Origin of the sequence: Microcoleus sp. B3-D7, assembly GCF_036705305.1 — a bacterium.
In the GTDB taxonomy this organism is placed as follows: Bacteria; Cyanobacteriota; Cyanobacteriia; order Cyanobacteriales; family Microcoleaceae; genus Microcoleus.
In genome coordinates this window covers 1-12,323 of record NZ_JAUBUE010000008.1, presented here as the reverse complement: position 1 = coordinate 12,323, position 12,323 = coordinate 1, and the positions used below count along the sequence as shown (strand labels likewise).

The following is a 12,323-nucleotide window of genomic DNA, read 5'->3' as shown; positions in this document are numbered from 1 at the left end:
ACCTTTTGCCCGCGAGGAGACTGAAACTTTAATAGAGAACTTCTTTACTATGTTGTCAAATATGAATTCAGATTACGAATCATTACTACAACGAGCGATCGCGATCGCCGCAAAAGCTCATGAGGGGCAGGTTGATAAGGCAGGCAATCCCTATCTCGAGCATCCGCTATTTGTGATGGAAAATGTAAATTCTCTAGAGCAAAAAATCGTAGCGGTTCTACACGATGCGGTCGAAGATTCTGAACTGACACTTGAGCAACTTAGAAGCGAAGGTTTTCCTGAAGTTATCGTCTCGGCGATAGAGGCGATTACCAAAATAGAAGGAGAAGCTTATGCAGCTTATTTAGAACGTGTGATTGCCAACCCGATCGCACTGCGAGTCAAAATCGCTGATGTTACTCATAATCTCGATCTTCGTCGCATCGCCAATCCGACAGAGGCAGATTTTCAACGCATTGCCAAATACAAAAAAGTGCTCAGTCAGTTGTGTGCCACCTTAAAGTAATTATTAACCGCAGATATCCGCTTTCATCGTCGCACAGGCATCTTGCCTGTGCGATATCTGCGGTTAAAAAAATCCCGAAATCCTAAGCCATTACCATCCCCCCATCCACATTAAAAACCTGCCCCGTTATATAAGCCGCAGCCGCATCCGCCGCCAAAAACTTCACCATCCCCGCAACTTCCTCAACTTCCCCATATCTCCCCAAGGGAATATACTTCAAAATGTCATCAGACTTGACATCCTTAGTCATATCTGTAGTGATAAAACCCGGTGCAACTGCATTCACAGTAATCCCGCGACTGGCCAACTCCTTCGCCACAGTTTTAGTAAACCCAATTACCCCAGCCTTCGCCGCACTGTAATTAGCTTGTCCGGGATTGCCCATTTGTCCAGCAACCGAAGCAATATTAATAATTCGGCCGCTTCGCTGTTTCAGCATGATTTTACTGGCCGCTTTCGCACACAAAAACACGCCGGTTAGATTCAAATCAATTACCGCTTGCCAATCTTCCAACTTCATCCGCAGCAGCAAAGTATCCCGAGTAATGCCTGCATTGTTCACCAAAATGTCAATCCGTCCCCATTTTTCCATGACATTACTGGTGAGTAAATCTACTTGGTCAGTTTTCGAGACATCTGCTGCAAGTGCGACAGCTTCTCCTCCAGCACCGACTATTTCTGCTACCACCTCATCAGCAGCAGCACTCGAACTCGCATAGTTGACGGCGACTTTAGCGCCTTCTGCTGCTAGTGTTAAAGCAACGGCGCGGCCGATTCCCCGCGACGCACCGGTCACGACAGCAACTTGACCCCGCAATCTCTGAAAAGTCTCTGGTAATAGTTCCATAATTGTATCCTCGCAATCTACCAGAGAATTTTGCACTAAAATCGAGCCAGAACCCAAAAAATTATTTTGTCTTATGGCAGTTCAAAAACAGTTCAGCAGTTTTGAAGAGTTACTATCCGGCTCTGACTTGCCGGTGTTGGTAGATTTTTACGCTACTTGGTGCGGGCCTTGTCAGATGATGGCACCGATTTTGGAGCAAGTGAGTGGTCAGATGAAAGACAAGCTGATGGTTGTCAAAATTGACACCGATAAGTACGAACAGTTGGCGTCGCAGCATCACATTTATGCTTTGCCGACTTTGGTGTTGTTCAAAAATGGCGCTGAGGTCGATCGCATTGAGGGAGTGATGCAAGCGGCGCAGTTGATCGATCGAGTGCAACCTTACTTGTAGCAGGAGCCAATTATCTCACACGTAGGGTGCGTCAGCTAATATCTGATTAATTATGAATAAGATAATCGTAGTTGACGCACCCTACCTATGAAGACTCCCAGCCACGCTATTATCAATCTCGCAATTCTCGGCAAACCGCAACTGCCGCAAGCTAATCTAATTATTGCGATCGGCGGAATTTTGCCGGATATTCCGATATTTTTATTTTACTTTTGGGCGAAATACATTGCTCGCTTGCCCGCAGCTACAATTTGGTCAAAAGCATATTATGAGCCTTTTGTGCAAAATATTGTGGCTCTGTTTCATTCAATTCCCCTTGCGGTTATTGGTTTGCTAATTGCTTATTACTTTGGCTGGCAAAGTGTGCAAATTCTGTTTCTCAGCATGATACTACACTTTCTGGGAGATTTGCCTGTCCACAATGACGACGCTCACCGGCACTTTTTTCCGTTCAGCAATTACCGTTTTATCAGTCCAATTTCTTATTGGGATAGGAAGCACTACGGGTCAATTGTTTCTGTGGTTGAAATGTTGTTAGTGCTGCTGTCAACTTACCGCGTTTTTGGTTTTGTTAATTCTTCGGCTGGAAAAACGTTGTTGATTTTGGTGAATGGTTTTTACTGGGCTGGCGCGGTTTATTTTCAGGTTAGAGACTTATTTAAATTCACTTCCCAAAGATGAAACATGAACTCAAAATTACCAATTAGCAATTAGGAATTAGCAATTACCATATTGTTAACTACGCCGAATATTAAAACAACACCAATCTTGGCGCTTCCACAGAGTAGCCACAATCCAGCCGTGCTGTTCCAGAGTGTCGGCAATTGGCTTAGCTTGTTCGAGCAAAATGCCGCTGAGCACGCCCCAAGTAGTGGGTTTGCTAATTGCAGTGAACTGCGGGATTAAATCAATGATTACTTCTGCTAAAATGTTGCATATCAAACCGTCGATCGGCTCATCTACCATTTCTTTCAAACGATCGATACTTCCGAGCTCTGCAACTAACTGCTGAGAATTAACGCGGTTGAGTAGTCTGTTGCTAATGGTCGATCGCACTGCCAAAGGATCAGTATCCAAAGCATAAACTTTTGTAGCGCCCAACAACACTGCGCCGATCGACAAAATACCCGATCCGCAGCCGATATCAGCAACGATGCACTCTTTGTCATCAAAACCGAGACGCATTTCCAGCGACTCCAGACACAGTTGAGTAGTGGCGTGAGCACCTGTACCGAAAGCCACACCCGGATCTAAACGCAAAATGACGCGATCGGTATCAGTCGGTAAGGGCAGCCAAGCCGGATTAATTAAAAAGCGATCGCCCACTTCTTGAGGCTGCCAGTGCTCCTTCCAAGTGCTGCCCCAGTCTTCGTCTTCAATCAAATCCCACTGCATCGCAGGTAGGGGCAAACCTGCACACAGAGCATCTTGGCGCAGCCACAGAGACAGAGCGGCCAAATCCAGCAATCCTGCCTGTTCTTCGGGCAAATAAGCCGACATCAGGCAGGAATTGCTTTTGAGCTCCGTAGCAGTTCCTCGACAGTTAAACCGTTCCAGACGCCAAAAGATGATATCTTCCAGCGCCGGATCGCAAAGAATTCTAATTTCCCACCAGCTATGTGCCATAACGATTTTAGATTTTAGATTTTAGATTTTAGATTGGCCCAGGGGAACTGGAGACTGGGAAGTGGGGAGTGAGGAAGGAGGATTGGCTAATAGAAAAATTCCCGCTTTCTTGCCAATGACCAATGACCAATTACCCATTACCAATTATCAGCCCTTGCATCCAAAATCTAAACTCCAAAATCCGTCAAAGATTTACCGTGTAAGCATCCCGAATTCCCGGAACTTTTAGGATCTCAGCCAGTATCCCCTCTGGTAGAGGGTCATCGAGGCTCAAAACCATCACCGCATCGCCTCGCACGATTTTACGGCCTACTTGCATACTGGCAATATTGACATTAAAACTGCCCAATTGGGAACCAATTTTGCCAATAATCCCCGGCATATCGCGGTGCAGGGTAAACAGCATATGGTGAGTGGGGGAAACGTTGACCGGGAAATCGTCAACGCTGGTAATCCGAATTTCGCTTTCGCCGAGCACTGCACCTGTGACGGTGTGTTCGCCGAGGGTTCCCTTGGCCGAGAGGTGCAGGGAGCCGGTGTAGTCGCGAATTGAGGCGTCTCTGGTTTCGACGACGCGAATTCCGCGTTCTTTGGCTTCGATGCTGGCGTTGACGTAGTTAACGCGCTCTCGCAGGGCTTGGGAGAGCAGGCCTTTGAGGGCGGCGACGACTACGGGCTGGCTTTGGTTGCTGGCCAATTCGCCTTGCAGTTGAACGTTGAGGTAATCGACTCGGCCTCCGGCTAGCTGGCTGACGAGGTTGCCGAGGGTTTCGGCGAGTTGCAGGTAGGGTTTGAGTTTTTCGATCGAGTCTGGGTAAATTCCTGGTATGTTAACAGCCGATCGTGCGGGTAGCCCCAACAGTACATCGCGAATTTGTTCAGCAACATCGATGGCCACATTCACCTGAGCTTCCGCTGTGGATGCTCCCAAGTGGGGCGTCAGCACAATGTTTTGGCCGACACTCCGCAACGGGGAATCAGCTTCCAGCGGTTCGTGTTCGTAAACGTCCAAAGCTGCGCCGGCGATCTTGCCTTCTTTTATGGCTTCTGCTAGGGCTGCTTCGTCGATGATGCCGCCTCTGGCGCAGTTTATGATGCGGGCCGTGGGCTTCATTTTCGAGAGCACTTCAGCGTTAATTAAGTGCAGGGTTTCCGGCGTTTTGGGGATGTGCAGGGTGATGTAGTCAGATTCGCGCATCAGCAGTTCGAGTTCTACCAAGCGGCAGCCCAACTGGTCGGCTCTTTCGGTCGAAATGAAGGGATCGTAGGCCAGCAGTTTCATGCCCATTGCTTTGGCTGCAGCGGCGAGGTGGGAGCCGATTTTGCCCAAACCGACGATGCCGAGGGTTTTTTTGTAAACTTCTACACCGATAAAGCGGTTGCGTTCCCATTTACCACCTTTGACGGATTCGTTAGCTTCCGGGATGTGGCGGGACATCGAGAGCATCATGGCGAGCGCGTGTTCTGCGGCGGCGATCGTGTTGCCTTCGGGGGAATTGACGACTACAATTCCTTTGCGGGTAGCGGCGGGTACATCGACATTATCTACGCCGACGCCGGCTCTGCCGATGATTTTAAGTGAATTCCCGGCTTCAATGATTTCTTTGGTAACTTGGGTGCCAGAACGGATCATCAAAGCGTCGTAATCTGGAATAATTTTTACCAGTTGTTCGGCTGAGAGTCCTGTGTTTACGTCAACTTGCGCGACTTGGGAGAGGATGTCAATTCCGGCTTGGTCGATCGGATCGGATACTAGAACTTTAGGCATAGCAAGCAATTGAGTGCAATAGTAAAAATAGACCGAGCGTTGGCGAGCTCAAAGTTGAGACTTAGACTTAGAGCAGTATCTAACAGCTCAGCTCAAGCTTGCCTTTGTGCAGTTTGAATTGTATCTGTATTCGGTCAAGGTCGGCCGTTTTTTGCATGAAATATTTTAGCTTTGCGGGCGATCGGACTCTCTGAGTGTCTGAAAATCCCCCAAGTGCTTAGCTAGTATGTCTTTTCGGTCTATAATAGACTTTGGGTATTCAAGCCTAACTATCAGGAATTGTTTTCTAATGAATTATCTTATCGCCGTACTGTCCGATCGAATTCAAGCCGAAGCTGCCTACTGTGCTCTCGAAAAAGAAGGCTTGCCTATGAAGCAAGTGAGTATTTTGGGCCGCGGCTACAAAACTGCTGATGAATTTGGCTTGATCGACCCGAACCAGCAAGCGAAGAAACAAGCTAAACTCATGGCTATTTGGCTGATTCCCTTTGGCTTTATTGCTGGCGTTACTTTCAGTCTGATGACTGAGTTGAAGACTTTTGCCTGGGCGGGCGAAATTGGCGATCACGCGATCGGCGGAGTGCTAGGTGCGATCGCCGCTGCGATGGGCAGTGTGTTTGTTGGAGGCGCGGGCGGTATGGCTTTTGGTAGCGGCGATGCTTTGCCCTACCGCAACCGTTTGAATGCGGGTAAATTTTTGATTGCGGTTAAGGGTACTGATGATTTGACTGGGAAAGCTGCGAAGATTTTGCAGCGGTTTGAACCGGAAAATATCCAAGGTTATACAGAGACTTAGTTATTTGTTTGTTAACAGTTAACTGTTGACTGTTGACTGTTGACATTCAACTCGTGTAATATTTGGAGGCAGTTATGGAATTACAAACTATCCCCCTACATTCTCCCCTAGAATTAACGCTTGAATTAACTGACGAGCAGTTTTTTCAGTTGTGTATAGACAACCGGGATTTTAGATTTGAGCGCACTGCTAGTGGAGGATTGATTATTATGCCACCGACAGGTAGCGAGACAGGTAGACGGAATTCAGACCTAAACTATCAACTTCAATCTTGGAGCCGTCAAAATAAACATTTAGGAGAGGCTTTTGATTCTTCAACTGGATTTAAACTGCCCGACGGTACAGATATTTCTCCGGATGCTGCTTGGGTGTGTCGCGACAAGTGGGATGCTTTAACTCCCGAACAAAAAGAGAAATTTGCGCCGATTTGTCCCGATTTTGTGGTGGAATTGCGCTCGACCACCGACTCCCTAGAAAAATTGCGGGCTAAAATGAAAGTGTATGTGAAAAATGGAGCGAGGTTGGGATGGTTGCTCGATCGCAAAAATAGGAAAGTAGAAATCTCCCGTCAAGGTAGAGAAGTAGAAATTTTAGATGAACCTGCAACTCTGTCAGGTGAAGATGTATTACCCGGTTTTGTTTTGGATTTAACTGATATTTTCTAAATTTGTAAGAAGACTCGGCGGTTTCAACTGCATCTATAAAGTCAAAAGCTGCAGAGGCGGGTTAAAGAGTAAAGAATACAACTGGGATAAAATTACGTTATTCTCTTTAGTCGGCATCCAGCAGACATGGTTTATATAAACCTGCTTTCAACCGCCTTCTTATCTTTTCCCACTCATTCATGATATGATAGGCTGCCAAAGGTTGCGTTTGGTATGACCTATGAAAATCCTCCACGGGACTTGGATTCCTCAAGGAGAAGAGAGTTTTGTTCAAAGTGGAACTTTTTGTCTTTGGGTTGAAACCACTGAAAAGAAAAAACTGCCTGCTAAGGTTCATCCCCGACAATTGGAGACGGCACAGTTAAGAGAGTTTCTAACGAAAGAAGCCGGGATTCAACTGTCACCAGTCAGCAATACAAGTGCGATGGGGCTAGAATACGCGATCGTCCATCGGCATTTTTTACTGCCCACTGCCGACAACCAGCCGTTGCCCTCTTTAGAACTAGCGCGATATTTAGAGACAGAGTTACCCGAAACATTTGAGTTGGAGTATTGGGAAGTTGATTGTGTGTCCATCGCCACCCACACTTTGACTAAAGTATTGAACGATCTGCATTTTTTTGCCCTCTACGATTTAGCAGAAGTTCAGTTTGGTTCAGACTTGCTATTTTGGTATCACTACACCCAAAGTTTTAAGCAAATAGTTCTGAAAGATCATTATATTCCAGCGTTGCGCTATCGAGAAACTGCTCCGATCGCGATGGCACCCATCGAAACATCCGAACCCGCTGAGAAAGCCACGCGCGGGCGTAAGAAAGCGGGCGAGACAAAAACCAAAACAACTGCAAAAACTCCAAAAACACCTGCCAAAATTGAACCCAGCTTTGAGATTTATCCGGGATGGGAAATTGTTTCCACACAGTACGAAAATGATTTAAAACGCTATGTTGAATGGATGCCTTTAGTTTGTGTGTCAGGTTTTCGGAAGATCCAGCTACAAGATACACCAAAATTCTACGATCGCGAACGGTTGCTGCGGCATTTTTCCGAGTGTGCGATCGCGGAAATTGTCACTCAAACCCCTATCCCAGCATCGTTTGAAAATAAGATTGCGGATTCTTTACTCCAAATCTGCCTCAACCAAACACGAAAAATCGCGCGAGTAAGCCTTGAACAATACCGGCAATGGCAAACCTGGCGCGATCGCATTACGCGCAATCAATCTGCTGACTCATTCTCCCTCTGCTTTCAACTACAATCCCCCGAAAACCCCGAACAGCCTTGGGTTTTAGAGTTTCAGGTGGCTGCGAAAAAAGACCCATCTCTGCGGATGCCGTTGCAGGATTATTGGCGATCGCGATCGACTCAACAAAAACAGTTGCAAACACAATTCGGAGACAACTTTGAGCAACATTTGCTGACAAATCTCGGCTACGCTGCCCGCATTTATCCCCAACTTTGGCAAGGGCTAGAAACCGACCAACCCGTTAACATTACCCTCAGCTTAGATGATGCTTTCACCTTTCTCAGCGAGTCCGCTTGGGTATTAGAAGATGCCGGATACAAAGTGATTGTCCCCGCTTGGTGGACGCCGAAGGGACGACAGCGGGCGAAGATTCGCCTGCAAGTCAAAGGGAAGGGCAGCAAGAGCGCTGCAATCAAGGGCAAGGGATTATTTTCAGCGGATTCCTTGGTGGAATATCAGTATGAATTGGCGATCGGGGGTGAACGGGTTAGCGAACAAGAATGGCAGGCGTTAGTAAATAGCAAAACACCGCTGGTGCAGTTCCGAGGACAATGGATGGAACTGGACAAAGACAAGATGCAGGAGATGTTGGAGTTTTGGAAAAAACATCGCCAAGAAAACCCCGATTTAAGCCTGATTGACTTTATGAAGTTGACGGCAGAAGGAGAAGCGAGCGAACAGTTGGAGGTTGAGCGCGATCGGGCTTTATCGGATATGTTAGAGAAGCTGAACGATAAGAGTCGGTTAGAGTTAATTGCAGATCCAGCAAAGTTTCAGGGCAAGTTACGGGATTACCAAAAGCGCGGCGTTTCTTGGTTGAGTTATTTGGAAAGTTTGGGATTAAATGGCTGTCTTGCTGATGATATGGGTTTGGGTAAATCGGCGCAGGTAATTGCTCGATTATTGCAAGAGCGGGAAGTTTTATCTACTACAAAAGAGACAGAAAAAAAGACAGAAAAAGCGATCGCTCCTTCGGTTCTACCCACGCTGCTAATTGCGCCCACTTCCGTAGTTGGTAACTGGCAAAAGGAAATGGAAAAGTTTGCTCCAGAATTGCGATCCCTCATACACCACGGCCCTCAACGTTTGCAAGATGCCAAGGAATTCAAAGCCGCCGTCCAAGGTTGCGATATGTTGATTACTTCCTTTACCTTGGTGCGAAAAGATGAGAAGCTGTTGAGCAGCGTAGCGTGGCATCGCGTGGTAATTGATGAAGCCCAGAATATTAAAAATCCGAAAGCGGCGCAAACCAAGGCGATTTTAAAGTTACCCGCTACCCATCGACTAGCATTGACTGGAACACCGGTGGAAAATCGATTGTTGGATTTATGGTCAATTTTTAATTTCCTCAATCCCGGATATTTGGGAAAAGAGGCACAGTTTCGGAAAATGTTTGAATTACCGATTCAAAAACATGGGAGTCGCACACAATCAGCCGCGCTCAAAAAATTAGTAGAACCTTTTATCCTGCGCCGTCTGAAAACCGATAAGTCGATTATTCAGGATCTCCCCGACAAAGTTGAGCAAAAGCTCTACTGCAATCTCACCCGCGAGCAAGCTTCGCTTTATGAAGCGATTGTGAAAGAGATAGAACAAGAAATTGACGCGACGGAAGGGATGAAGCGCAAGGGGATGATTTTGGCGACACTGCTGAAGCTGAAGCAAATTTGTAACCATCCGCGCCAATTTTTGCAAGATGAAAGTGAGTTTACACCAGAGCGATCGCACAAACTGGAACGGCTGATCGAGATGATTGAGGAAGTCAAAGCAGAAGGCGAAAGTTTATTGGTATTTACGCAGTTTACAGAACTGGGAAGCGCGTTGGAAAAATATATTAAACAAACACTACATTACAACACTTACTACATCCACGGGGGAACCAGTCGCGAAAAACGGGAACGGATGATTTCAGAGTTTCAAGATCCAGAGTCTGAACCTTCGGTATTTATTCTGTCACTGAAGGCCGGCGGCGTGGGAATTACACTGACAAAAGCCAATCACGTGTTCCATTTCGATCGCTGGTGGAATCCGGCGGTGGAAGATCAGGCGACGGATCGGGCGTTTCGGATCGGACAGGAAAAAAATGTGTTTGTGCATAAGTTTGTGGCGATTGGCACTTTGGAAGAAAAGATTGACCAAATGATTGAGGACAAAAAGAAATTGGCAGGGTCAATTATTGGTGCGGATGAGTCGTGGTTGACTGAGTTGGATAATGAGGCATTTAAGAAATTAATTAGGCTCAATAAAAATGCGGTTCTAGATTAGGAGAAACAACATAAGAGAGGGAGAGGGGGAGAGGGGGAGAGGATTTTTGATTGTCATCGAAATATACAATTTAAATGCAGAACAGCTTATGTCACAATTTACTCGGACTTGGTGGGGCAATAAATTTATCGATGGGCTGGAAAGATTTACCGATTCTGGACGACTCGGACGGGGACGTTCCTATGCACGGAATGACAAGGTAAAAAGCTTTAAGATTAATGATGGCTTAGTGATGGCAGAAGTAAGGGGGTCGGTAAATCCTTATTTTGGGGTTTATAAGGAGCCTCTGTACACAACTCAAATTGAGTTTGAGCCAATTAGTCAGGAAAAGTGGCAAATGGCGATCGCCCAAATGGCATCCAAAGCCAGCTTCATTTCCCGGCTGCTACTCAACGAAATGCCCGACAACATTGAAAAGGCTTTTGCACCCCTCGGATTGCACCTTTTACCCAGCAGCCGCGAGGACTTTAAGACTACTTGCTCTTGCCCAGACTATAGCAATCCCTGCAAACATATTGCCGGAGTTTATTATTTGGTGGCGGCCGAATTGGACAAAGATCCATTTTTACTGTTTGAATTACGGGGGCTTTCTAAGGAAGTGCTGCACCGCGAATTAGCAAAAACGCCTTTGGGCTTGGCGCTTTCTGCCGAGTTAACGGCGGATGCAGCGGCCCCTGTGGCGGTGGATTCCTATTACACGCAGGCGATCGCCAGTGAGGCGCAAACGGTCAGTCTGAAAGAGTTTTGGCATGGTGCGAAGCGATTACCGCAGACGATTGAGGTGGCAGCGCAAAGTGGTGTAAGTGCGATCGTGGTGAAGAAACAGGGAGATTTTCCACAGTTTTGGCACAAGGATGGTTCGTTTATTGAGGCGATGGAAGAGTTGTATTTGCGGGTGAAGAAGAATAAGTAGTTGGGTGGACAATTTTGCTGCCATACTCGATCGAGCTCTTGCAAAAACTTTAACTCGAAGACTTCATCGATTTGGTACAATAATCGTGCTCATCATATAAGCTTTACCAGCAACTAAAATCATAAGATAGTTATTTGATGATTTTCGACTATAATTAAGTTAGTGCGACTGTTAAAAAAGTAGACTTTGTAGTTACAGCAAGCTTTGGCAATTTCAAATTAGAATCTAGCATTAACTGATGTTACCAAGAGAAGAACTGTTAAAAGGAATCGAAAACCGCGAATGTGTGGCACGGGCGATCGACCAAGCGGAACAAGCAATTAAAACTTGGGAAGTTACTCTGACTGATTTTCTGTCGCCTCCAGAATTGGCGGACACTATGACGGTATTCAAGCGCTTAACAGACGTGGAATTAGTGGCTTGGGGCGGCTACCCGCAAGCTGAAAGACAAAGAATTGCGATCGCGCGATCGGATATCCCGATCGACTCTGCTAGCGTTAACGTTGCTGCGGTAGAAATCGCTGGCAATTTCTTGTTCGATACAGCTTCTCACCGCGACTTTTTGGGGGCGATGTTGGGTACGGGAATTGTCCGCGAGAAAACTGGCGATGTGATTGTTTTGGGAGAACGCGGCGCGCAGGCAATTGTCATGCCGGAGATGGTAGAGTATTTGGAGATGAGTTTGCAGCAAGTGCGATCGGTTCCTGTGCAAACGCGGCGCATTGAGTTGAGCGAACTCAAAATTAGAGAACCCAAAAAGAAAGAAATGACAACCGTTGAAGCATCCATGAGATTGGATGCTGTCGCCTCGGCTGGATTCGCAATGTCTCGCAGCAAAATGGCCGATTTAATTGACAGCGGTGACGTGCGAGTTAACTGGAAAGACATTACTCAAGCTAGTTATAATGTCAAGTCGGGAGATTTAATTGCTGTTACGGGCAAGGGAAGATTGGAAATTGGAGAAGTTGCGGTTACTAAGAAGGAACGCTATCGAGTCCAGTTAACTCGATATTTGTAATTCTCGGAATTAGTAATTGGGAATTGGGAATTAGGAATTTTTCCCCTGTTCCTTTTTCCCAATCTCGGCTAAATGGGTTAAATCTCGTACACAATCTGTTGCCGAACTTTCCTAGAACCCACCTCGGTTAAATCCGTTAAATCCCGTAGATAGACTACTTCCTTGCCGAACTTCCTTCGTAATATTATGTCCGGTCGATTAACCATGATTAAACTTTTGCCTCCGGCCACCAATAGAAATGAGTCAAACCACTGATTAACTGTTTGAGATTTAACAGTTTTTG

Annotated in this window: 12 protein-coding genes; 8 read left to right on the top strand and 4 right to left on the bottom strand. The window is 46.4% G+C overall.

Annotated elements, in window-relative coordinates; all coding sequences use genetic code 11:
* The first annotated feature begins 61 nt into the window (after positions 1-61).
* Complete coding sequence (locus QUB25_RS08295) at positions 62-505, top strand: HD domain-containing protein (protein ID WP_333182704.1); 444 nt, start codon at positions 62-64, stop codon at positions 503-505.
* Positions 506-587: 82 nt separating this feature from the next.
* Here the strand turns inward: QUB25_RS08295 and fabG are convergent, their stop codons facing one another.
* Positions 588-1,352: a 3-oxoacyl-[acyl-carrier-protein] reductase gene (gene fabG, locus QUB25_RS08290; protein WP_333182703.1), complete on the bottom strand. Its 765-nt coding sequence runs from the start codon at positions 1,350-1,352 to the stop codon at positions 588-590.
* Positions 1,353-1,425: 73 nt separating this feature from the next.
* Here fabG and trxA point away from each other — a divergent pair, with 73 nt between their 5' ends.
* Positions 1,426-1,743 (top strand): thioredoxin, encoded by a 318-nt coding sequence (trxA, locus tag QUB25_RS08285; RefSeq protein WP_015178505.1) that lies wholly within the window; start codon positions 1,426-1,428, stop codon positions 1,741-1,743.
* A gap of 87 nt (positions 1,744-1,830) precedes the next feature.
* Positions 1,831-2,424: a hypothetical protein gene (locus QUB25_RS08280; protein ID WP_333182702.1), complete on the top strand. Its 594-nt coding sequence runs from the start codon at positions 1,831-1,833 to the stop codon at positions 2,422-2,424.
* A 54-nt stretch (positions 2,425-2,478) separates the two neighbouring features.
* On the opposite strand, the gene prmA is transcribed toward QUB25_RS08280, so the two are convergent.
* Together prmA and serA are read right to left on the bottom strand one after the other, a co-directional pair.
* Positions 2,479-3,369: a 50S ribosomal protein L11 methyltransferase gene (gene prmA, locus QUB25_RS08275; protein ID WP_333061350.1), complete on the bottom strand. Its 891-nt coding sequence runs from the start codon at positions 3,367-3,369 to the stop codon at positions 2,479-2,481.
* A 184-nt stretch (positions 3,370-3,553) separates the two neighbouring features.
* Complete coding sequence (serA, locus tag QUB25_RS08270) at positions 3,554-5,137, bottom strand: phosphoglycerate dehydrogenase (RefSeq protein WP_333040304.1); 1,584 nt, start codon at positions 5,135-5,137, stop codon at positions 3,554-3,556.
* Between the two features lie 289 nt (positions 5,138-5,426).
* Here serA and QUB25_RS08265 point away from each other — a divergent pair, with 289 nt between their 5' ends.
* The 5 genes from QUB25_RS08265 to QUB25_RS08245 all read left to right on the top strand — a co-directional run bounded on the left by QUB25_RS08265 (position 5,427) and on the right by QUB25_RS08245 (position 12,040).
* Entirely contained in the window at positions 5,427-5,933 is a 507-nt protein-coding gene (locus QUB25_RS08265; RefSeq protein ID WP_333182701.1) for a hypothetical protein, read from the top strand.
* Between the two features lie 74 nt (positions 5,934-6,007).
* Positions 6,008-6,598: a Uma2 family endonuclease gene (locus QUB25_RS08260; RefSeq protein ID WP_333182700.1), complete on the top strand. Its 591-nt coding sequence runs from the start codon at positions 6,008-6,010 to the stop codon at positions 6,596-6,598.
* Between the two features lie 220 nt (positions 6,599-6,818).
* Positions 6,819-10,109 (top strand): DEAD/DEAH box helicase, encoded by a 3,291-nt coding sequence (locus tag QUB25_RS08255; RefSeq protein ID WP_333182699.1) that lies wholly within the window; start codon positions 6,819-6,821, stop codon positions 10,107-10,109.
* Positions 10,110-10,197: 88 nt separating this feature from the next.
* Positions 10,198-11,022: an SWIM zinc finger family protein gene (locus QUB25_RS08250; protein ID WP_333182698.1), complete on the top strand. Its 825-nt coding sequence runs from the start codon at positions 10,198-10,200 to the stop codon at positions 11,020-11,022.
* Between the two features lie 238 nt (positions 11,023-11,260).
* A complete protein-coding gene (locus tag QUB25_RS08245; RefSeq protein WP_333182697.1) occupies positions 11,261-12,040 on the top strand; it encodes a photosystem II S4 domain protein in 780 nt (259 codons plus the stop codon).
* Positions 12,041-12,117: 77 nt separating this feature from the next.
* Here the strand turns inward: QUB25_RS08245 and QUB25_RS08240 are convergent.
* Positions 12,118-12,323 (bottom strand): hypothetical protein (locus QUB25_RS08240; RefSeq protein WP_333182696.1); only part of this gene is annotated, 206 nt, incomplete at its 5' end.